Origin of the sequence: Clostridium muellerianum, assembly GCF_012926525.1 — a bacterium.
In the GTDB taxonomy this organism is placed as follows: Bacteria; Bacillota; Clostridia; order Clostridiales; family Clostridiaceae; genus Clostridium_AM; species Clostridium_AM muellerianum.
This window is the reverse complement of the sequence record NZ_JABBNI010000022.1, coordinates 44,998-68,508: the sequence shown is the minus strand read 5'-3', so window position 1 is coordinate 68,508 and position 23,511 is coordinate 44,998. Positions and strand designations below refer to the sequence as shown.

At 27.2% G+C, this 23,511-nt stretch carries 19 protein-coding genes; 15 read left to right on the top strand and 4 right to left on the bottom strand.

Annotated elements, in window-relative coordinates:
- Window positions 1-285 precede the first annotated feature (285 nt).
- The 7 genes from HBE96_RS12365 (at window position 286) to HBE96_RS12335 (ending at window position 7,080) form a co-directional block, all read left to right on the top strand.
- The gene (locus HBE96_RS12365) at window positions 286-1,731 is read left to right on the top strand and encodes a serine hydrolase domain-containing protein (RefSeq protein ID WP_169298062.1); all 1,446 of its coding nucleotides are present in this window, start codon (window positions 286-288) and stop codon (window positions 1,729-1,731) included.
- A 178-nt stretch (window positions 1,732-1,909) separates the two neighbouring features.
- A complete protein-coding gene (locus HBE96_RS12360; protein WP_169298061.1) occupies window positions 1,910-2,821 on the top strand; it encodes an ABC transporter ATP-binding protein in 912 nt (303 codons plus the stop codon).
- Complete coding sequence (locus HBE96_RS12355) at window positions 2,814-3,554, top strand: hypothetical protein (protein WP_169298060.1); 741 nt, start codon at window positions 2,814-2,816, stop codon at window positions 3,552-3,554. The genes HBE96_RS12360 and HBE96_RS12355 overlap by 8 nt, the downstream gene beginning before the upstream one ends.
- 20 nt (window positions 3,555-3,574) lie before the next feature.
- The gene (locus HBE96_RS12350) at window positions 3,575-4,261 is read left to right on the top strand and encodes an ABC transporter permease (protein WP_169298059.1); all 687 of its coding nucleotides are present in this window, start codon (window positions 3,575-3,577) and stop codon (window positions 4,259-4,261) included.
- 204 nt (window positions 4,262-4,465) lie between these two features.
- On the top strand, window positions 4,466-5,419 hold the full coding sequence (locus HBE96_RS12345; RefSeq protein ID WP_169298058.1) for an MBL fold metallo-hydrolase: 954 nt from the start codon (window positions 4,466-4,468) through the stop codon (window positions 5,417-5,419).
- A gap of 1 nt (window position 5,420) precedes the next feature.
- Window positions 5,421-6,344: an ABC transporter ATP-binding protein gene (locus HBE96_RS12340; RefSeq protein ID WP_169298057.1), complete on the top strand. Its 924-nt coding sequence runs from the start codon at window positions 5,421-5,423 to the stop codon at window positions 6,342-6,344.
- Complete coding sequence (locus HBE96_RS12335; protein WP_169298056.1) at window positions 6,337-7,080, top strand: ABC transporter permease; 744 nt, start codon at window positions 6,337-6,339, stop codon at window positions 7,078-7,080. Before HBE96_RS12340 ends, HBE96_RS12335 begins: the two co-directional genes overlap by 8 nt.
- A 300-nt stretch (window positions 7,081-7,380) precedes the next feature.
- Here the strand turns inward: HBE96_RS12335 and HBE96_RS12330 are convergent, their stop codons facing one another.
- Window positions 7,381-9,024: a hypothetical protein gene (locus tag HBE96_RS12330; RefSeq protein WP_206154917.1), complete on the bottom strand. Its 1,644-nt coding sequence runs from the start codon at window positions 9,022-9,024 to the stop codon at window positions 7,381-7,383.
- A 476-nt stretch (window positions 9,025-9,500) separates the two neighbouring features.
- On the opposite strand from HBE96_RS12330, the gene HBE96_RS12325 reads away from it, so the two are divergent.
- The 6 genes from HBE96_RS12325 (at window position 9,501) to HBE96_RS12300 (ending at window position 14,882) form a co-directional block, all read left to right on the top strand.
- Window positions 9,501-10,739, top strand: coding sequence for a WYL domain-containing protein (locus tag HBE96_RS12325; RefSeq protein WP_169298055.1), 1,239 nt, complete (start codon window positions 9,501-9,503; stop codon window positions 10,737-10,739).
- 2 nt (window positions 10,740-10,741) lie between these two features.
- On the top strand, window positions 10,742-11,719 hold the full coding sequence (locus HBE96_RS12320; RefSeq protein WP_169298054.1) for a WYL domain-containing protein: 978 nt from the start codon (window positions 10,742-10,744) through the stop codon (window positions 11,717-11,719).
- Between the two features lie 74 nt (window positions 11,720-11,793).
- Window positions 11,794-12,333, top strand: coding sequence for a Chromate resistance protein ChrB (locus HBE96_RS12315; RefSeq protein ID WP_169298053.1), 540 nt, complete (start codon window positions 11,794-11,796; stop codon window positions 12,331-12,333).
- Between the two features lie 213 nt (window positions 12,334-12,546).
- Window positions 12,547-13,176 carry an O-methyltransferase gene (locus HBE96_RS12310; RefSeq protein ID WP_169298052.1) on the top strand — a complete coding sequence of 210 codons (630 nt, stop codon included), beginning with the start codon at window positions 12,547-12,549 and terminating at the stop codon, window positions 13,174-13,176.
- 27 nt (window positions 13,177-13,203) lie between these two features.
- Entirely contained in the window at window positions 13,204-13,656 is a 453-nt protein-coding gene (locus tag HBE96_RS12305) for a Fur family transcriptional regulator (RefSeq protein WP_169298051.1), read from the top strand.
- A gap of 167 nt (window positions 13,657-13,823) precedes the next feature.
- Complete coding sequence (locus HBE96_RS12300) at window positions 13,824-14,882, top strand: MFS transporter (RefSeq protein ID WP_243186925.1); 1,059 nt, start codon at window positions 13,824-13,826, stop codon at window positions 14,880-14,882.
- A 597-nt stretch (window positions 14,883-15,479) separates the two neighbouring features.
- Here the strand turns inward: HBE96_RS12300 and HBE96_RS12295 are convergent.
- From HBE96_RS12295 to HBE96_RS12285, 3 genes are all read right to left on the bottom strand, one after another.
- A complete protein-coding gene (locus tag HBE96_RS12295) occupies window positions 15,480-16,175 on the bottom strand; it encodes an aspartate/glutamate racemase family protein (protein WP_169298050.1) in 696 nt (231 codons plus the stop codon).
- Complete coding sequence (pdxR, locus tag HBE96_RS12290) at window positions 16,176-17,654, bottom strand: MocR-like pyridoxine biosynthesis transcription factor PdxR (RefSeq protein WP_169298049.1); 1,479 nt, start codon at window positions 17,652-17,654, stop codon at window positions 16,176-16,178. It lies immediately after the preceding gene.
- Between the two features lie 119 nt (window positions 17,655-17,773).
- On the bottom strand, window positions 17,774-19,030 hold the full coding sequence (locus tag HBE96_RS12285) for an MFS transporter (protein WP_243186927.1): 1,257 nt from the start codon (window positions 19,028-19,030) through the stop codon (window positions 17,774-17,776).
- Between the two features lie 386 nt (window positions 19,031-19,416).
- On the opposite strand from HBE96_RS12285, the gene HBE96_RS12280 reads away from it, so the two are divergent.
- Complete coding sequence (locus tag HBE96_RS12280; RefSeq protein ID WP_206154916.1) at window positions 19,417-20,247, top strand: sensor histidine kinase; 831 nt, start codon at window positions 19,417-19,419, stop codon at window positions 20,245-20,247.
- A 97-nt stretch (window positions 20,248-20,344) separates the two neighbouring features.
- A complete protein-coding gene (locus HBE96_RS12275) occupies window positions 20,345-23,443 on the top strand; it encodes a DEAD/DEAH box helicase (RefSeq protein ID WP_169298046.1) in 3,099 nt (1,032 codons plus the stop codon).
- Window positions 23,444-23,511: the final 68 nt, after the last annotated feature.

Here is a 23,511-nt window from a genome sequence, read left to right as displayed (position 1 = left end):
TACCATACAAGTACAATCTAATTGAAGTTAAATTTAAGAGACTGTAAGAAATCTTACAAGATAATATAAGGAGGAAATTTTTATGAATATAATACAGATTAGAAATGCAAAGAAGTATATAGTTTAAAGCATAGTTGAAGACAAACTATAAATGTACCCAATTTATTGAACATTAGATTGATAATATTCTCCTATATGTGTAAATAGAAATATCTAAAAATATTAAGAAAGCAAGGTTTTTATATTATGATTAAATATATAAAAAAAACTATTGTAGGTTTACTAATGAGTTTAATTTTAGTTGGTGTTTTACCTTTAAATTGTGCTGCTATAAGTAGTGGCAAAATTGATAATTATGTTACAGATCAAATGAAGCAGGCTCATATAAAAGGACTTTCAATAGGAATTGTAAAAGATAATAAGATTGTTTATATAAAAGGTTATGGAAATGCGGATACAGGAAAAAGTGTAACAGGACAGACACCTTTTGAAATTGGTTCAGTATCTAAATCAATTACTGCCCTTGCAGTAATGCAGCTTAAAGAAAAGGGGTTAATTAACCTGGATACTCCTGTGAATAAATATTTACCTTGGTTTAAAGCTTATTACAAAAATCAGCCTGCAGTAATAACTGTGAGGCAGCTTTTAAATCAAAATAGTGGTGTACCACCTTTTTATGATAATGATGCAAAAGCTGATGTTACAATTGAACAGGTAGTAAAAGAAAAGTTAAATAACTTAAAGCTTGTAAATCCTCCGGGAACGGAGTTTCTATATTCAAATGCAAATTATAATATATTGGGTGAAATTGTACAGGTAGTTTCGGGACAGTCCTACAAAGAATATATAGAAAGGAATGTTTTTATACCACTTGAAATGAAACACAGTTATGTTTCAAAAAAAGAAGCTATGCAAAATAAGCTTGCGGCTGGGTATAGGACCTGGTTTGGTTTTCCAATTAAAGCAGATTTACCTTATTTCGAAGGTAATGCACCAAGTGGACATATAATAAGCTGTACAGAGGATATGTGCCATTATTTGTCTGCAATTATGTGTGATGGAAAATATAAAGATATATCCATACTATCCTCTGAAGGGATTAAAACTCTTCTAACACCTTCAGTTAAAACTCTTGTTCCTATGGGTACAGATGCGGATGAAGTTAAATATGCTATGGGATGGGGAGTAAATTTTAAAAAAGGTAAAATTGATCTCATTGAACATACAGGAGAAACATCTAATTACCATGCTCATGCTGTTATTAGACCTGAGGAAAAAGTTGCAGTAATTGAAATGGATGATGTAGGAGGTTTTATAACTGCAGGTGAGATTGCTCCAGGTGCTCTAAAAATTGCAATTAATGAAAAACCTTCTGCATCCCAAAATGTAGGTACTATTTTACTAATAATAGACATGGTTTATATTATTATAGCAGTTTTGATGGTAATATCAGCTTTAAGACTTAGAAGTTTTAAAAAGAGGATTTTAAAGAGTAATATTAGATTTATTTTTAACATAATTTTTACTCTAATCATAAATATAATATTGCCAATTACTTTAGTCTTAAAAGGACCTGCCATGACTGGTGCTACATGGAAAGCTCTTATTATTTTTTCACCAGATATTTCTCTTTTCCTTATATTAGTTTCCATAGTACTATTTATAATAGGTATTTTTAAATCCATAATGATTTTTGATGTATACTCTAAAAAATCTAAAGAACAAGTATAAAGATAGCTGCAGAAATGCAGCTATCTTTTGTGCCTAATATTAAAACTTAAGGTTTTCTTAAGGAGTTCTTTAAGTTTTCTTATATGCCGAATTATACAATGATATCAACAGGTTGGTTGAGATGGAGACAAAGTAGTTAATACATTTGTCTAAATATAGATTTTGGAGGAGATTTTTTATGAAGGAAGTTTTAAAAATTAATAATGTAACTAAGGTTTATGGAAAACAAACAGTTCTTGATAATGTTACTTTGTCACTGGAAGAAGGAGAAGTTATTGGACTTATAGGACCTAATGGTGCGGGAAAGACCACACTTATGAAAATTATTACTAAGCTCATTAAAAAGTATGATGGAGATGTTTATATAAATGATGAAAATATAAAAAATAATAAAAGACATGATACAAAACAGATAGGTTGTGTAATAGAAACACCTGGTTTTTATCCAGAATTAACAGGGTATGAAAACTTATTATTTTTCTCTGAAATATCAGGTCTTAAAGATAAAGGAGAAATTAATGAAATAGTTAAAAGATTAGGTATTGAAAGTTATGTAAATAAAAAAGCAAAGAATTATTCTTTAGGAATGAAACAAAGAATTGGAATAGCTCAAGCAGTTTTATCATATCCACCTATATTAATATTAGATGAGCCAACTAATGGACTAGATCCTGCTATAGTACCTCAGCTTAGAGAGTTTATAAAGTATATAGCAAAGGAAAAGCATACAACAGTGCTTATATCCAGCCATATTCTTTCTGAAATAGAGTTAATGTGTGACAAGGTTGCATTTATACAGCAGGGAAAAATAATTAAGGTTGAAAGCTTAAAGAAAAATGAGAAAGATACTGCACTTGTTGCTTTTGTAACAAGTAAATTAGAAGAATTAAAGAAATTTTTTAATGGTAAAAATTTGGAGTACAAAGTACTAAGTGAAGATAAACTTGAAGCTCAATTAAAGCTTAATGAACTAGAAAATTTAGTTTCAAGTATAGGCAAAGAAAATATACCACTTAGAGGTGTATATGAAATAAAAGAAAGCTTAGAAGAAAAATACTTAAAAACTATGGGGGTGGAAAAGAATGCATAAGCTATTAAAAATGTCCTGGCTTAATGTTAAAAATACAGCATATTCAAAAGAATTTTTGTTAGGAATAATTGCAGCTTTTGCTTACTCAATGTTATGGATTTGTTTTGTACGTCCTAAATTATATGGACTTATGGATTATGATTTTGAATTTGGACGTTTTCTGTATGTAATGATATTGTATGCAGCAGTTTCAATTTTAAGAAATGATATAAAATCTAATTGCATTAAAACTGTTTTTACAGGGGTTTTTAGTAGAACGGAAATAATGATTTCAAAATCAATAGGTTTAATTATATGGGGAGTTATTTTCGCTATAATGGTTGAAGTGAATAATATATTAGCATCACTTATTTTGTATAAGAAGATAGGAATAAATGGCTTTTTAGCATTTAATCATCTACAACTATTTATCACTTATATTATTATAGCATTTTCTATGGGAGCTCTTATGCTTTTAATAGTTTCTATAATATTTAATGAAAGCAAATTCATTTTATTTTTTATAGTAATACTTAGCTTGGTAAACTTTGTTAGTTCAGCCATTACAGTTTTAATTGTAACTCATCCAGAATTAATAAGTAAATTTTCTACTTATATGAAAACACCATTTTATAATACAATAGCATTAATGCAAGGATGCTTTAGTATGCAATCAATACTAATAAATATAATTTGGGCATTGATATTTTGTATTTTGTCTACATTCATTATTAACAAAAGAGAAATTAACTAACATAAAGGAAGGTGATTATTTTGGAACGAGTTTTAAAGCTTATTACATTGGATATAAGAAAAAAAGGTTTTTTTAACAATTTAATAATTTCTTTATTTGTTGCAGCTTTTATTTTGTTTTTAATTTGTGCAAAAGGTGAAGTGCAAGCAATGCCTAAAATGATGCTGAAGATAATATCATATATACTTTTAGTTATTTTTAGCTTTTCATTAACACAGGAATTTTCAAACAAAACAGATAAGATGATATTTACAGGTATATTCAGCAGAATAGAAATAATGCTTTCCAAATTGAGCAGCTTTATAATTGCAGCTATAGTATGCTTTATATTCTATGAAATTTTATCAATTGCCTGCAATACTTTTGATTCAAAAATGTTGCTTAATAATTTATATGCATTTATTATCTTTGCAGTTACTTTAGGCACTTTTGAATTGTTAGTTTCAGTTTTTAGTTCTAATTTTTTACTTACTGGAATTATCGGTTATGTGCTGTATTTTGACTTGATATTAGCACTTTTAAACAATGCTTTAGGATCTGGTAGAAGTGAAGCTGTAAAGCATGTTATAAAAAGTTTGCCTTTTTATATAGCTAATACTGGATTTTATAGTGGAGGATATACTGTGAATCAATCTATTATTATGATATGCTGTGGAGTATTATTTTTAATATTAGCGTGTGCTATAATTGATAGAAAAGATATATAAATGTTGGTAGATTATAAATTAAAAAAATATTGATTGAGTAATAATAAACAAGTGGTGTATAATTTTTATATCAGTTACACAATGAATAGGCCACTAATTATTTATGTAATTAGCATATTCGGTGTATGTACGTTAAATACAAAGGAAGGAAGTGAGCATTTAGTGCTTTAGTGTAATTGTACACTCTTTCACTAAATATAATCTATGGAAATAAAGAAGGTTAAAGGAAATACATTTTGTATTGATACTGGAATGACATATATACCCTTTTATAAAATTAATGATGAAGAAATTATTATGTTAGATTCTGGACGGGCACAAGGAGAAAGAGAAGGAATAGATGAGCTTCTTCAAAATAACAATTTTAAGGTAGCAGGTATAATATGCAGTCATGCACATATAGATCATGTTGGTAACAATGCGTATTTTAAGGAAAAGTATAATTGTGTTATTTCTATGTCAGCTCATGAAGCGTTTATATGTAGTTCCATAGTAAATTTAAAGGTTTATTATAGTAATCAAACATTAATTGATATAAAAGAACATTTTTCAAGTATGATTTGTGAAACGGATATTAAGATTTCTAATGATATAAATAGCGTAAGAATATGTGGTATCAATTTTCAAATAATGCATACACCAGGACACAGTCCTTCGCATATATGCATTATTACGCCTGATGATGTTGCATATTTAGGCGATGCTATTATAAGTCATGAAGTTATGAATGAGATTAAAATACCTTATACTTATATATTAAGATCGGATTTGAAAAGTAAAGAAAATCTTCATAATTTAAAATGCAGTAAATATGTATTAGCACATAAAGGAACATATGATGACATTACAAATCTTATAGATGATAACATAAAATTCTACGAAAACATGGCTAAAAAGATATATTCTATTATAGATAGTTCAATGACTATAGAAGAAATTTTTAAGACTGTTATTAAAAATTTCAACATTAGTGTAAAAAGTGTACATAGATATAAGGCAATAGAAAGAATGTTGAAGTCCTATGTGGAATATTTAAATGAAACAGGCAAGATAGAATTAAATATAGAAGATGGATTTCTTAAATATTCAAAAACTTCTCGTAATACTTATAAAGAATATCTAGAAGTTTATTTAAGCATTTATGGAGGAAACTTGTAAAATGGATGACCCTATATTAAAGCTAAGCAGAGTTACTAAAAAATATAAAGATACTAATGTGCTTAATAATATAAATATGACAATAAAAAAAGGTCAGATATATGGTCTTATTGGTTTAAATGGGGCAGGGAAAAGCACATTAATAAAAATTATAACAGGACTTATAACTCAAGATGGTGGCAATATTGAATTGTTCGGAGAGCATGAAAAAGATAAAGTAGAACATAGTAGAAGTAGAATAGGTGCTATTATAGAAACTCCATCACTTTATGAAAATAAAACAGTTTATGAAAATATGCATATTAATAGAATTCAAAAAGGCATACCAGGAGAAGGTTGCATAGAAAAAGTACTAGATATGTTGGAATTAAATGATATAAAAGATAAAAAGGTAAAAACATTATCGTTAGGAACTAAGCAGATATTAGGAATAGCAATGGCATTACTTGGTGAACCAGAATTTTTAATTTTGGACGAACCTATTAATGCCTTAGATCCAATTAGAATAATTGAAATACGTGAATTATTAAAAAAACTAAATGAAGAATATGGGGTTACAATGCTTATTTCTAGCCATATATTAGGAGAACTTTATCATGTTGCAAATTACTATGGAATAATTCATAAAGGGAGAATAATAGAAGAAATAACTATAGATGAATTGAATGAAAAATGTAAAAGTTTTATTTATATCAAAGTTGATAATACATCTAAAGCAGCTGTTATATTAAATAAAAAGTTAAATACAACTAATTATAATGTTTTACCTGATAACATTATTAAATTGTACGATTATATAGGTGAGTCTGGAAAGGTAACTGAAGTACTTGTAAAAGAGGGAATAACAGTAGAACAAATAATGCCTATGGGGGAAGACTTAGAAACATACTTTTCTAGAGTAGTGGAGGAAGCCAAAAATGTTTAATTTAATAAAAGTAGAACTTAATAAATTAAAAACATCTAAAACTCTTTATTTATGTGTGTTTTTAAATTTGCTTCAATCCATTTTAGTTTATACTTTTTCAGATAAACTTCAATTAATGGGTGGCAAAGAATCATTATTTTATTTACTTGGAATTCAAGGAGCATTGGCATTAAATATTTTAATAGGAATTTTTGTTTCAGATCATATAGTTATAGAGTTTACTTCAGGGTATATTAAAAATTTTATTTCTTATGGACACAAGAGAATTAATATTTTTGTATCAAAAATTATAGCTTGCTATGTAGGTACTATGATTATTACATTTATGCCACCACTTATAATTAGTGGCATAAATAGCAAAATTAATGGATATGGAGAGGTATTTTGCTTTAATTCATTAATATTTTTACTAAAAACAATTTTAATTATGATAATTATATATATATCTATAGCAAGTGTCTTTGTTTTAATAGCATTTGTATGTAAAAATATTAATATTTCTATAATTATAGTTGTAGGTTTAGATTTTATGAATAGGATTTTTGAAATAATGTCTGTTCAAAAACCTTCATTACGATGGATTGCCGGTAAGTTTATATTTGGACAATCAACCATTATGTTATCAGATAAAGTTACAAGAGGAGAAATTTTACAAGCAGTTATCATGGGAATAGTAACCATAATTATAACCACATTAGTAGGAATTTATGTGTTTAAAAATTCAGATATTAAATAAGGCACATTCAATAAAATAACTAGTCAGTATGTTAGCCTATTTTGCATCATACTGCGTCAGCAGAACCCTTTGATAGAACAACTATCAGCGGAACCTGCTTCCTTGTCTGATACAAAATAGACTAACATCTTTGACTAGTTATTTTATTGAATGTGCCTAAATTATAAATACTATATATTGTGGGTTTCACACTAGGAAATATACATACAATATATTGCTTTGGAAATTTAAAATTAGCACAATATACTGTAGTATTTACCCTTAATATGATAGCCGCTTTTTGATATATAGTATAGAATTCTAGTCCCATCTATCAAGTTTATATGTGGCTGTTCCTACATTTGTTGTAACTCTAAATGTAGTGTTCCAGTTATCGCCATATTGTAATCTAATGCCACATGCTGAAGCTTCAGTATAACCTTCAATAGTTGCAGTTTTAGAATATGATTCAATAGTTGAACGTATTTGGTGTAAGTTGGATTTTAACATACTAGGAAATAAACAGTTACCTGAGCCTTCAAATTTATTATCTTTTGCACCTTGTAATATAAAGAATACAGCTTTGCCTTGATATTCAAAGTTATCATACCACATAGAAGGTTGAAGACAAATTCCAGTTACCCTACAGTAGCCTGTAGAGAGCCCCCAACTACTACAAAGTGATCCATTAACATATACATACCATGAAAAAGGATTTCTTTGATCTTCCTTATCCCATTGTAAGATAGGAGGTGTATCATCATAAGATGCTGTAAGAATAGCGGAAAAACTATCAGTTCCACCTTTAACAAGGTATTCTATATTTTCTGCATAAGGAAGAACTGTTTCAGAAAACTTTTTCCAGGTCATTGTAATTGGTGGTATATCTATTTTTGAATGTTTCTCTTTATTTTTAGGTATAATGTGTGAAAAAATTCCTTGCTTTTTTCCTTGTTCCTCTTTATTTGTTGGTTTCCACAATGTGTTAATTTCATCTAATCTAGCAAATCTACGAAGTAAGGATTTTTGAATTCCTAGCTTTTCTATAATTTTTTCAGCTTGTGCTATGTTTCCAGCTGAGGGTGCTGCTTGTGGACGTTGATATCTCAAAGGATGCATTTTTTCAGCAAATCTACGGCTAATTAAATCAAAATCTAATTCACTTATTATATCATCTAATAAGGTACCTATCATTGAGCTTTTAATATGGCAGAAACCTGTTGGAGCTGTTGCAACTGCAAGCCATATTATATTATCTTTTATATAACTATTTTTAGTATTAGAACACTTAATATGCAAGCTTTTTAACCATTCAGCAACACCTAAGCATTTTTCGGATCTATATAATGATTCAGTTTTTAAGAGGGTTACTGCTTGTTCTACAGCCTCTAGAGGATACTCTACTAAACCTCTGTTTAAGGTTTTGAAATCCTCTAATTTTTCTGCCATAGCTTGATTAGCATTTATTAATTTTGAATGGTAAGTTATTTCTTCTGGTAGTGTAACTGACATATGATGCCATATTCCTGTAACTGGTTTGCCTAAAATTCCACTTTCTGATAAAAAAACTCCATTAACTTTTGATTTAAGAACAATGTTTTTCATAGCTTGTACTGAAGGTGCAAAAAATTCTGGAACTTCTCCCCACAAGGCTGATATGGTTTCTCCATTATTGGTAATGGTAACTAATCCACCATAACTTTCAACAAAGTTTCTGCAGGAATTACAGTTATAGTGTTGTCTTGCTTCTTGTGGTAAGTTATCTAAAAATACATCAAATAAACCTTTTGAATTTGTAGTAAATAATGATGTATTATTTTTAATTATTAAATTAAAATGAGTTTTAATTGCGTCAAGGAATTCTTTGTAGTTATTATTTTTACGGCTTTCAGTAGGTATAGTACTTTCATTTTTAAGCCATATTTTTATTGGTTTTTTAGTTTTTTTATTATAAATAGTAAACATGTGAATTCTCCTTTTTGATGTATTAAATTATATATAGATATTACCATTTGTTTTTTTATCATTCATATAAAAAAGGTTGCGAAGTTATATATGCAAAAAATGGTAAATTAAAAACACTTACATATTTTGTCATAAGTAATAAGGTAAATTATGTTGATGCCACTTAGTTAAAAATAAATATATTAACTTAATTTATAGCTATTTTATTTCATATAAGGCATATTCAAAAAAATAACAAGTCAGTATGTTAGTATATTTTGCGTCATACTGCGTCAACAGAACCCTTTGATAGAACAACTATCAGCGGAACCTGTTTCCTTGTCTGACACAAAATATACTAACATCTTTGACTTGCTATTTTCTTTCATATGCCTAAATTAATTCTAAAAATTGATTTTTTCACAAATGATTGGTAAAATACAGTGAAAGTAAACTTGAATTAATAATTGCATAAGAAAAAAAGGTAGGGAAGTATTATGGCAGAGTTTTCGGAGCTTATTAAAAACTTTGAGAAGATTAGAGATTATATGCGTGATTTCTATATATATGGTTTTAAAGCAAGAAATGATTTTAAACAAAAAAGTTCACGAACCTATGACAATGAAAGGCGCAGAATTGAAAGTTATTTGGGAGATTATATAAAATGGGATAATTCAAGGAGAGGTAAAAAGATTTTTATATCCCTTGATAGCTCAAGTATTACTGAAAATCCTCTCTATTCTGCTTGGAAATCAAAAAGTTTCACTGATAATGATATAATGCTGCATTTTTACATATTAGACTTATTAAAAAGAAGATCTTACCTTAGTATAGAGGAAATAACTAATGAAATTTGCGAGAAAAGCTTAATATGCTTTGATGTTCAAACTGTAAGAATTAAAGTAAAAGAATATGTTAAGGAAGGATTTTTAACAGTTTCTAAAAATGGAAAGACCTTTTATTATAGTTTAACAGAAGATTACTTAAAAACAATTTCTATTAATTATGAAAATATAGTTGATGCACTAATGTATTATCAGGAAGCAGCACCTTTTGGAGTTGTAGGAAACTATCTTCTTAGCAATGAAGACAAGAAAAATAATATTTTTAGTTTTAAGCATCATTTTTTAGTACATACCTTAGAAGATAATGTGCTCTTAAGTATACTAAGAGCAATAAAAGAAAAAAGGGTAATTCGTTTTGTTAATGAAAGTAAGAGACTTATAAATAAGAATGTTTATGAAGGGGTACCTTTAAAAATATTTGCAAGTACTCAAACTGGTAGAAGATATATTAACATTTATAATGAAAATAGAAAGCAATTTGTAAATTATAGATTGGATTATGTAAAGTCTGTAAAAATTTTGGATGTATGCAGCAATTATGAATTCCTAAAGGATAAGCTGGAAAGAAATTTAGATAAATGTTGGGGAGTATCCTTTGGAGGCAAAGACAGAGAAGAAAAAATTTTTATAAAACTTTATATTGACGAGGAAAAGGAAAGTTATATTATGAACCGTATAAATAGAGAAGGCAGGGGAGGTAAATTAGAAAAGGTGGACAAGAATATTTATATATATTCTAAGAAAATATTTGATACAAATGAAATAATGGCTTGGGTTAAAAGTTTTACTGGAAGAATTATATCTATAGAAGGTGCAAGTGAATTTGTAACAAATAGGTTTTGTAATGATATGAAGAGAATGAAGGATATGTATTTAAGAAAGGAAGAGTAATAATGGAGTTGTTTTCTGAAATTTATAGTTGTTACTATAAGGTTATGGAGAAGATTTTGAATACAGCATCTAAAGAACCTGTAACACAAGAAATAATAACTAATATTATTAATAATAATGGTTTTTCCGAAAGTGCTTTTTATATACTTCCAAAACTTATTCATGGAGATTGGCAGCTTTTAGATGAGAAAGATGGTAAATACATATCAAAATTAAATGGAGAAGTTAAACGGCCTTTGACACTACTTGAAAAATCTTGGTTAAAAGCTATACTATCAGATAAGCGTATAGTTCTTTTTTTGAAGCAGCAGGAAATTTTGTATTTGAAACAATATTTAAAGGATGTAGAGCCGCTATTTGATGTTAATGATTTTTATTATTATGATATGTTTTTAGATGGTGATAACTATGAGGATGAAAATTATATTAGAAATTTTCGTATGGTTATTGAGGCCTTAAAGGATAAAAGAGCCATTACAATATGCTTCGAAAATAGAAAAAGGGGTTTTATCATAGGAAGCTATATTCCTTTAAAAATTCAGTATTCAAGCAAGAATGATAAATTTAGAGTATATACAGTTAGAATAAGATACAATAAAATTGTAACTAGAGCAATTATAAATATAGCTAGGATATCTAGCATAGAGTCTTCCAATGAAAAATTTATAGGTGATATAGAAGAACTTTATAAATACATAAATCAGAGCAAATGTACAGAGCCCGTTGTTATTGAAATATCGAAAGAAAGAAATGCATTGGAAAGATGTATGCTGCATTTTGCAAGTTATGAAAAAAGAACAGAATATGATGAAGAAACAGATAAGTATATAAGCTATATATATTATGATAAACAGGATGAAAAGGAGCTTTTAATAAGAATATTATCCTTTGGTCCAGTTATAAAAGTATTAGGACCAAAAACGTTTTTAAATCTTGTAAAAGATAGAGTAAAAAGTCAGTTGGAGCTTCTGGAGATGTAAATGAATTATATGTTTAGAATAATTCATTCATAAGTTAAATAAACTTTTTTGATTATTAGATAGGATGGTGAACTATGAGTATAAAGTTTTTATCTCTTACATATAAAGTTCCAAGTAATACTTCTAAAAATAGAGTGTATATTTGGAGGAAAATCAAAGAAATAGGAGCTGTTTATTTGCAGCAGGGAGTTGCTTTATTGCCTTATGAAGATAAATTATTTGAAATTCTAAAAAATCTTCGAGAGGAAGTTAATAATTTAGGTGGAAAATCAACTTTAAGTGAACTTACTTTTGTAAGTGAAGAAGATGAAAAATCTATTGTATCAGAGTTTATGCAGCAAATAGATGAGGAATATAGTGAATTTGAAGATAATTGTGAAAGATTAATATATGAACTTGATAGGGAAACCGAAAAAGGAAAATTTAAATTTTCAGAACTTGAAGAAGCTGAAGAAGATTTAAAAAAATTTCAACGTTGGTATGATAAAATTGTAAGGAGAGATTATTTTAATTCAGAAAGTAAGTATAAGGCAAAGGAGATGCTGGAAAAGGCAAACGTAAGATTGCAGGAATATTCGCAGGAAGTTTATAAAAATGACAAGGTACAGCAGTAAACTGGGGTGAAGGAAACCAAGTGATATTGTGACGTTTTTGATTTTAGACAAACTTAATATTGAAGAACAAGTTAAAAATTCTTTATGAAATTAATATACATAAAGAGTTTTATTTTTTTGCATTTTAAAAATATAATTGACGTTATATGTAACAAGTGTTACAATAAACGCATGTTACATGTAACGCCAATAAAATATTGGAAGGTGTGTATTATGGATTTTGACAAAATTGATTTGTATATCAAAGGATTATATGAAAAGAAAGAAGGAATAAAAAAGAAAGAATATATAAGTAGAACTCAGTTAAAAGATTTTATACCAGTTATTGATGATGATGTTGCAAGAATGTTAAAGTTAATGATTAGAATTATAAAACCAAAGAGAATTTTAGAAATTGGAACTAGTATAGGATATTCAACTACATCCATGGCTGAAATTGTAAAAGAATATGGAGGGAAGATAACTACTATTGAATATGATAAAAAAGTAGCAGAAGAGGCTAAACAAAATTTTATTAATGCAGGTCTTGAAAAATACATTGAATTAAAAATTGGAGATGCAAGAGAAATAATTCCTAATATTAAAGATAAATTTGATTTAATATTTCAAGATGCAGATAAAAAATTATATCCAGAACTTTTTGATCATTGCTTAAATATTTTAAAAACAGGAGGATTATTAATAGCAGAAGATACTCTTTTTCCTGTATTGGACTTAGAAAAAAAATGGAGTGAACTTATTGAACCTATTGATGAATTTAATAAATTAGTTGTTAACTGTCCTGAACTTGAAAGTAGTCTTATACCTATTGGTGATGGAGTAATTATTGCTGTTAAAAAATAAAAATATTTGAAAATACGAGAGGTATTTATGGAGAATTTATTAGAAAAAGTAAAAAATGATTTAAAAATAAAGGGGGTTAAATTAACATTACAAAGACAAAAAATATTAGATGTTATTATTAAAAATCAACATAAACATCTAACTACTGAGGAAATTTATATGATTATAAAAAAGGAATATCCTGAAATTGGTCTTGCCACTGTCTACAGGACTATGCAATTATTGGAGCAAAACAGTATAGTTTGTAGATTTGATTTTGATGAAGATGGAATCAGATATGAATTTATGGAACCAGGTAATGAACATCAACATCCTCATTTTATATGTAAGGAGTGTGGTAAAGTATATCCAATAGAGGAAGTTATGTTAGATCTTGTTAAAAGCAAAATTGAGAAGAAATATGGTTTAAAAATAACTAACTATAGTCTTAAATTTTATGGGGTCTGTGCAAATTGCAATAAGGAACTTTCAGAAAAATAGATAGTAAATACGATTCCTAATTTTATATATTAAGTTTAAACTAGTTAGTTGTAAAATTGGATTTTTAAGATAATTAATAGAACATAAAGTAGTTGATAAGATATTATCATATAAGGGAACTTAGCAATTATATTATTTTAATAATTAAAATTTTGGAGGTTTTGAAAATGAATAATGTTATTTCAAAGAATATAGATAATACAAAAAATTATTCGTTAATTACATTAATACTATTTTGGTCAGGATTAGTTATAATGTCTAGTTTGTATGTTACAATTCCATTGGTTTCAACATTTTCACAAATTTTTTCAGTGGAGGTTTCTAAAGCTGTATGGAGTAGTAGTGGATTTTCACTTTGTTTTGCAATTGGATGCTTGTGTCATGGACCATTATCTGATCGCTATGGCCGTAAAAAAGTAATAATTATTGGATTAAGTGCTTTGACGGCTATTTCTTTCCTTTTAGGAACAGTACATAATTTAGTAATACTTATTATACTTCGTGGAATACAAGGTGCAGCAGCAGCAAGTTTTTCACCTGTAGCTCTTTCATATGCAGTAGAATTATTTCCACCTAAAAAAAGAGTTGTAGCTATTGGATTTATTAGTACAGGATTTTTGATGGCAGGAATAATTGGACAAGTTTTTAGTAGTTTTGTAAATCAATATATAGGATGGAACTTTGTATTTTATATTCTTGGACTTGTATATTTAATAACTACTTTATTAATAATATTGTTTATACCTAATATTCCTATAAGCCAGCCTGATACTAATATTTCAAAAGTATTTAAACAGATGAAAAATGTATTTAAGATAAAGTCATTGAAATATGCATATATTGTTGCGATAGTACTATTGTTGTCATTTGTTGGTATGTACAGTGCCTTAGGTAATTTCCTAAGTAGTCCTAAATTTAATTTTACTACTCAACAAATATTATACGTTAGGCTTATAGGGATTATTGGAATGGTATTGTCACCATATGCAGGAAAGTTAGTTGAAAAATTCAATATTATGTCTGTTCTTAGAGGTTCATTATTACTTTCAATTATAGGACTTAGTACAAGTGCTTTATTTATGATTATTATGAGTGTGATTTTTGTAATAGGTATTGCAATTATTACTCCAACGTTGATTTCATTAATTGGTATGCTTGGAGGAAAAACAAGAGGTTCAGCAGTTTCTATGTATACTTTTATATTATTTTTCATTTATATATTTTAAGTTAGTTATTCTAATCACAACTTAAGGCGTAGCCTGTAAGTAGTAGGTTTATTTCCAATTTTAAATCTATGTGTTATATAATGTTTTGTTTGATTTTTTTTAATTTTCACAATTATATTACACTAAAATGAATATTTTTGATTTATTTTTCTATCTTGAAGGCTTCCGCCTGAATTTTTAAGAGCTAAATTATAAAATTATCAATATTGATATGTACAACTGAAGTTACTAGTTTTGATTTTAACTTTTACGTAGGGATATAGGATAAGCGTTTACTCACATTAGCTAAATTGTTTTCTTATTAGTCTTAGCGAGAAGTTAAGGAAAGCCTTAGAACTTTAGCCTTGTTTGAGGGAACCGAGTTTGGCAAAGTTCTTAGGTTTTCCTTAACTTTGAGCTTTATTTATAAATGGAAGCTCCACTTCGTTTCCTCAGCGGAGTAAGCGATTCGTACAAAATCACAGATTTTGGCTCTCTGCTTAAAAATATTTAGCAGTGAGTAAACGCTTATCCTATCACGTAGTAAAAGTTAAAATCAAAACTTTCACTACACTTTACTTCGCAATATTTTTAAAATTCGTATTAACAATTTAGATATTATTTATTTAGAGCAAATTCAACTGCAGAAATGGCATGTATTGTTGTGGTATCAAAAACAGGAATATCAACATCTTCTTGTTTTATAAGTAAAGGTATTTCCGTACAGCCTAATATTACTCCTTCAGCACCACTTAATTCTAGATTTTTTATTATTTTTTTATATCTTTCTTTTGAAGATTTATTTATTATGCCTTTACATAGTTCATTATAGATAATTTCATGAATTATATTTCGGTCAGCTTCATTTGGAATGATTACATCAATATCAAACCTTTCCTTTAATACTTTTTTATAAAAATCCTGTTCCATAGTAAATTTAGTTCCAAGTAATGCAACTTTTTTTAAGTTCTTTTCAATTATCTTGTAACCAGTTGCTTCAGCTATATGTAAAACTTTTATTCCTACGTTACTTTCTATAGCATTTGCCATTTTGTGCATTGTATTGGTGCATATTACAATAAAATCTGCACCTGCATCTTTAAGTCTTTTAGCAATATTCACCATAATATCAGTTAACTCTTCCCACTTATTTTCATGCTGCAATACTTCTATTTTTTCAAAGTCTATTGAATACATCAAGCATTCAGCAGAATGAAGTCCTCCTAATTTTAATTGAGTAGTTTCATTTATAATTTTATAATAATCCAGGGATGATTCAAAGCTCATTCCACCAATCAAACCAATTTTTTTCAACTAGTACATCTCCTTTTTAATTATTTCATCTAAACTGTTTCTTAATCGTTTTATACCTGTAACTATTTCTTTTCTCTTAGGATAAGTAAAATTTAGTCTAATAAAGTTGCTTTTTTCTTTATTTTTAGCATAAAAAGAATTTCCACAAATATAATTTACTTTATTTTTTATTGATTTTTTTAATAGTAAATTTAAATCAATATTGTTTGGAAATTTACACCACAAATAGAATCCTCCTTGTGGTTTGTAAAACTCTACTTCCATGAAGTTTTTTTCTAATTCCTTAATCATTAGATTTCTTTTCAAGGTATATTCTTTTTTTATTCTTTTAATATGATTTTCATAGTAGCTTTGCTTTAGAAATTCACATATTATATGCTGGCTTAAGGTATTTACATGTAAATCTGTTAATTGTTTAAATGAATGTAATTTATTTATTACCATCTCTGGTGCGACTATCCAACCAACCCTAAGACCTAAAGAAATTATTTTTGAAAATGTGCTTAAATAAATAACATAATCATTTTTATCTAAAGCTTTTAAAGGAGGTAAATCTTTTCCTTCATATCTTAGTTCACCATAAGGGTCGTCCTCAATTATAGGAATACCATACTTTTCAATAATGCTGATAAGTTCATATCTTCTTTCTAAACTCATAGTAATTCCAGTTGGATTTTGAAAATTTGGAATGCTGTAAATAAATTTCGGTTTTAATTTATTTATTAAGTATTCTAGCGCATCAACTTGAATTCCATATTCATCAACAGGTACTGCTATAATTTTAGCACCTATAGCTTCAAATAATTGAATAGCACCGAAGAATGTAGGTTCTTCTACTAAAATTATATCATTAGGGTTTACAAAGGCTCTTACAATTAAATCCAATCCCTGTTGAGATCCTGAAGTAACCATTATGTTTTTAGTAGATATTCTAACTTCTCTATTTAGCATCAAATTTTTAATTTCTTTTTTTAGTTCATTGTATCCAGTTACTGGACTGTGTAAAAACATGTTTTCTACTTCATCTTTTAACAATTTAATTTGAACTTTTTGAAATTCATTTTTGGGAAACAGGTCAGGTGATGGAATACCACCAGCAAAGGAAATTATTTTATTATTTCCAATATCCATTATTCTACTAATAACATCATTATGATTATTTTTTGAATTTTCACTGTATATTTCATCCCAAAATAAATGTTTTCTAAAGTTTAGGGAGCTATTTTTTAGTGTATTTTCATCACAGAAAACAATATAGGTTCCTTTACCAATCTGTGAATCAATAAGACCTTCAGCCTTAAGTTCTTCATAAGCTTTAACAACTGTACTTCTATTAACATGTAATGTTTTTGCAAGCTCTCTTTCAGATGGCAATATGTAATCTAAAGGAAGTCTTTTTAAATAAATCATATCCTTTATTTGATTTTTAATTTGAAGGTATAAAGCAGTTTTACCATTTCTTTCAATGTTAATTTTCATATGATCACTCGCTTAGCTAAGTTTATTTATAGTTTTATTATATCAATTTTATTCTATTAAAAAACCTCCAATTTAATGTTTTATAGTGCCATCCACTTATATATATGTGTGTAAATAAATTAAATTTGTTTAGGTGCAGAAACTAAAGTATCTACTTTTTCAAAAGTTTTAAAATATTTGTAGAAATATAAAGTAGCTATGAAATACATAATAGCTGTTATGAAATATGGTATTTCATATCCATTAGCCAAATGATTCATTATAATTCCAGCTATAACTGCGCTTAATGCCATGCTTAAATTATTAGAAATATTATTCATACTTGCAAATATAGACCTTTCATTTCCTTGTACTAATTCCATTGCCATATTGTTTACAATTGGTCCAGTCATATTCATCAAGGCATTTCTAATAAATAATGCCAGTGACACAATAATTATTGATGGTGGCATTGCAATAAGCATTAAAAAAGGAATAGAAACTATTTGACAGGTTATTATAGTTTTTACTTTACCATACCTTCGAGCCATAATTGGAGTTATAAGACCGCCTATGCCCATTGCAGCCATTGACAAAGACATAATTATACCTATTTGTTCTGTAGTGATATTTACTTTATACTTTAAATATACATTAAAATATGGAACAACAAGTCCAGCACCAAAGCCTATTATAAAATTATATATTAAAAACTTTGATGGCTTTTTTTGTTTTAGAATATTTAAGGAATCTTTATAAAAGTTACCTGTATTTTTGTAAACTACTGAGTTATTTTCTTTAAGCAAAAATGCAAAAATACAGCCAATCATACCCATTAGTGAAGCTGTAATTATTGAATATCTAAGGGATATAACTGATCCTAAAAATGTATTTAATTTTCCTGATACGTGTCCAAAAATAAAATATCCTAGCATTGTTGCAAAAACGTTATCAGCAAAGGAATAACTAAAAAGTTTCAGTCTATTTTTTTCAGTACCGTTTTCCATGAAAAATGGACCTTCGGAAACCATTAGAAAAGACATAGCACATCCTTGAAGTGTTGCAAATATTAGAATTAATAATTTGTTTTCAAAGTATCCTTGAAATAGAGACGTTACAGGAACAAAACATATTCCTAGTAATATTCCTTTTTTCTTTCCATATTTGTTGACAATCATAGCTCCTGGAATTGAAAATAATGCTGTTGCAAGAATTCTTAAACTTAGAAGAGATCCTAAAAAGGTTTCACCTATATGCAGTTCTTTAATGTATATCCCCTGAAGTAAGCTAAATGCGCCTGATGAAATATAATAGAATGCTATTGCACAAAGATATAGTGCTGCATTCTTAGAAATTCTTTGATTTTTCAATTCAGAATGTTCAGTTCCTGGTGCCATTATAAACACTTCCTTCCCCCTAATATATTTTAGAGTATATTCATATATAGTAGCAACCCTTTATTTTTCAATATGAATATATTTGAAATTCTACATATTAAGTAAAAAACAATTTAATGATGTTAAGGCTTATGAGTCCTTTCAATAAATAACATATATATATTAGTATAAAAATTTATTTTGCAATATGCATAGAATATTAGAATTGAATATTTATTAAACAGTGTATGGTTGCATATTTGTTTTTTTCATTTATAATAGTAATGAAACAACCTCCAAAGGGGAATTGATTTAGAAAGGTAGGGGGAAAAGTGGTATATATAATTATAGTCTTATTAATTACAGTAGCAATTTTAGCCTTTCGTTTATTCTATATAGAAAAGCAAATGAAAAGTATAACAAATCAGATTACAGATATTAATAAGAATAAAGTGGATAAAAAGATAACAATAGGATTATTAAACAAAAAAATTGAGACTTTAGCTGAAAAAATAAATGAAATTATACAGGTAAAAAAGCAAAGTGAAGCAGATAGAGTTAAGCTAGAAAATGATTTAAGACAAACCATTGCAAATATGTCCCATGACCTTAGAACGCCTTTAACATCAATTATAGGATATATTCAATTTTTGAAATTAGATAATACCAGCGAAGAGGAAAAAAAGGAGTATTTAAGTATAGCTGAAAAAAGGGCAAAAGCATTGGAAAGTTTATTAAATGATTTTTACGAACTCTCTTTAATAGAATCTTTAGATTATGAATTAAATTTAGAAAAGTTGAATATTAATAAAATATTACAAGAAGCTGTACTTGGAAAATATACTGATTTTATAAATAGAGATATAAGGCCTAAAATAGAAATGCCTAAAGAAAATATATATGTTATAGCTGAAGAAAAATCTTTACAGCGTGTAATTGAAAATTTATTAAGTAATAGTGTTAAATATGCAAAAGATAATGTAGAAGTATATTTAAGAGTAGAAAAGGGTGTAGCAGTATTAGAGGTTAAAAATACAGTTGTAGAGTTAACTTTAAATGATGTAAAAAGCATTTTTGATAGATTTTATATGGCGGATAAAACACGCAGTGGAAAAGGAACAGGGCTTGGACTTGCTATTGTAAAAGGATTAATTCATAAGATGAATGGAAGTATAACAGCAGATGTTAATGAAGATGTATTAAGTATTTGCTGTAGATTCCAAATTATTAATAATTGAATTTTCATACATATAAACTCTCGACTTAATATTTTTAAACTGTGAAAGTTGAATTTAATAATTAAGTATTTAAATAATATAGGAAAGTGGTGAGAAAATGAATTTAAAAGAATTAGAAGAAACAATTTTCAAACCATCATCTAATTTTATGAGAAAAAGTGGAAAAAAGATATTCAAAGAAGGATTTGTTTCAAATATAAAGGGAAAAAATATAGGTAATACATATCATATCTATGGAGATGTGTGTAATAGTAATAGTGAAAAAACTTTTAAAACGCATATAAAATTAGATTTACAAAATAAAAAGTTAGAAGATGTAAGCTGTAGCTGCAATGATTTTAGGGAAATTTCTATGAATAAAAAATTATTTATGTGTGAGCATTTAACAGCCAGTGCATATAAGTTTTTAAGTTTATTTTATAAAAAAGCAGCTGTTAAAAGCGGATTAGCTGAAAATAATAAAAAAGTTGAATTGAATATAGATGTGAAGATAACTCATAAATATTGGAAAGGCACAACTAATTATGAATTGGAATTTAGATGTGGTATAGAACATAAATATTTAATTATGGATCTAAAAAACTTTATACTTCATATAGATAATAAAACAAGTATATCCTTTAATAATCAATTTATTTACAATCCTAAAAAGCATGTTATTTCACCTGAAACTATGAAAATTATAGATTTTATTAGAGATCATATTAATAGAAATAAAGGACTATTGTCTGTAGGAAGAAATTTAATAATTGAACCTAAAGAACTAAGAACATTTCTAAAGTGTATTTGTGGAAGTAAGATTATATTCAAATATAATGCTATAGAATATAAATCACTTGTTATCAATGAAGACTTGCCACTCAGTTTCACATTAAAAGAGAGAAATGAACGTTTTATATTAACAACTCATAAGAAGTTACCAATTACTTTGAATGAAAGTAATGATGTTTACCTTTTTAATGATAAGATCTATTTGCCTTCAAAGAATCAAATTGAAAAATATACTTATTTTTATAATAAATTTAAAATAAAAAATGAAATTATGTACGCTAAAACTATGGAAAATTACAACAAGATTATTTTCCTATTAAGCAATATTTCTAATGATATTACTATATCAGAAAGTGTAAAAAGGTTTGGATCTAATTCTTTTAAATTAGAATTTTTTATTTACAAAGAAGGATCTAATATTTATTGTGATGCGTCTGTAATTTATAATAGTAGTAAATTTAATATACTAGAGGATGCTCACAGCAAAGAAAAGCTTATAAGAAATTTTAATAAAGAAGAAAAAGTTATTATGAGACTTGAAAGTTATAAATTTATAAAAAGAGAAAGTAGATTTATGTTCATTGGAGATGATGAAGATCTTTTTGCAATTTTAACAAATGCACCAAACAGCATACATTCTTTAGGAAATGTTGTCATTGGAAAAGGGCTAAAGAATAAAGTTTATGATTCATCATTTATGGAACTAGATTTATGTGAGGAAGATGGATATCTAAAGTTAAATTACAATATTGAAAATGTTCAAATTGGTGAGTTTAATAGAATTTTTGAAAGTTATAAATCTAATAATAAGTTTTATAAAACTGAGAATAACGGATTCATAGATTTTGAAGATGAAGGTATAAGAAGCTTCTTTAATTTAATACAAACTTTAAACATTAATGAAAGCGTAGAAGACAGTGTAATTATAGAAAAAAATAAGGCTTTATATGTAGCACCAATCTTAAATAATAAAAGTTTTAAGTTTAAAAGGGGTAGTGAATTACTACAAAACTTAGAAAATAAGATAAAAAATATAAATAATAAAGAAATAGAAACACCCAAAGATTTGAAAGCAGTACTTAGAGAATACCAACTAAGTGGTTTTAAATGGCTTAAAAATTTAAGTAATTTAGAGCTTGGTGGGATTTTAGCTGATGAGATGGGACTAGGTAAAACGATTCAAACAATAGCTTTTATTACATCAGAAGAGAGTAAAAAAACTTTAATAATTACTCCAACCTCATTAATTTATAATTGGAAAGATGAAATTAAAAAATTTGCACCTACTTTAAATGTAGGAATTGCATATGGAAGTTCTGTAAAACATGAAAATATAATAGATGAAAATAATGTAATTTTAACTACTTATGGTACTTTGAAAAATAATATTGATAAGTATAAGAATGTTGAATTTGATTATTGTATTATAGATGAAGCACAAAACATAAAAAATGATACAGCTCAAAATACAATAACTGTAAAAAGTATTAAAGCAAAAGTAAGATTTGCACTTACTGGAACACCTATTGAAAATAACTTAATGGAATTATGGTCTATATTTGATTTTATAATGCCTGGATACTTATATTCTAAACAAGTTTTTGAAAAAAAATTTATAAATGATGACTGCGATTTAGATAATCTCAAGTTGTCAATTAAGCCATTTATTTTAAGAAGAACCAAAAAAGAAGTTATTAAAGACTTACCAGATAAAATAGAAAAGAAGATATTAGTTGAAATGGCATCAGCTCAAAAATCAATATATAGTGCTTATATAAAAGATGTTAGAACAAAAGTAAAAAATAATTCTCAGGGGAAAATAGAGATTTTTTCTTATTTAACAAGATTAAGGCAAATTTGTTTAGATCCATCTATTGTATTTAATGAATATAAAGGTGGAAATGGAAAACTTAAAGTTGCTTTGTCATTGGTAGAAGAACACATAGATTCAAGTGGTAAAATACTTTTATTTTCTCAATTTACTTCTGTTTTAAAAAAAATAAGAGAATCTTTACAGGAAAAAGATATTGATTATTTTTATTTAGATGGTTCAACTGCATCTAAAGAAAGAGTTAAATTAGTAAATGAATTTAATAGCAGCGATAATGTAAAAGTATTTTTAATTTCACTAAAAGCAGGAGGAACTGGTCTTAATTTAACTTCAGCAAATTTAGTTATTCATTTTGACCCCTGGTGGAATCCAGCAGTAGAAGATCAAGCAACGGATAGAGCGCATAGAATAGGACAAAAAAGTGTAGTTGAGGTGATTAAGCTAGTTGCAAGAGGAACTATAGAAGAAAAAATTATTTCACTTCAGGAAAATAAGAAGGAATTAATTCATAATATTATTACAGGAGAACTTAAGAATAGCAGTATGATAAATAAACTCACAAGGGAAGAATTAGTACAGCTTTTTGATAGGTAAAATGAGGCAATAAGAATATTGCCTCATTTTATATATGCAGAATGGATAGTTTGTCTTATAATATTCTT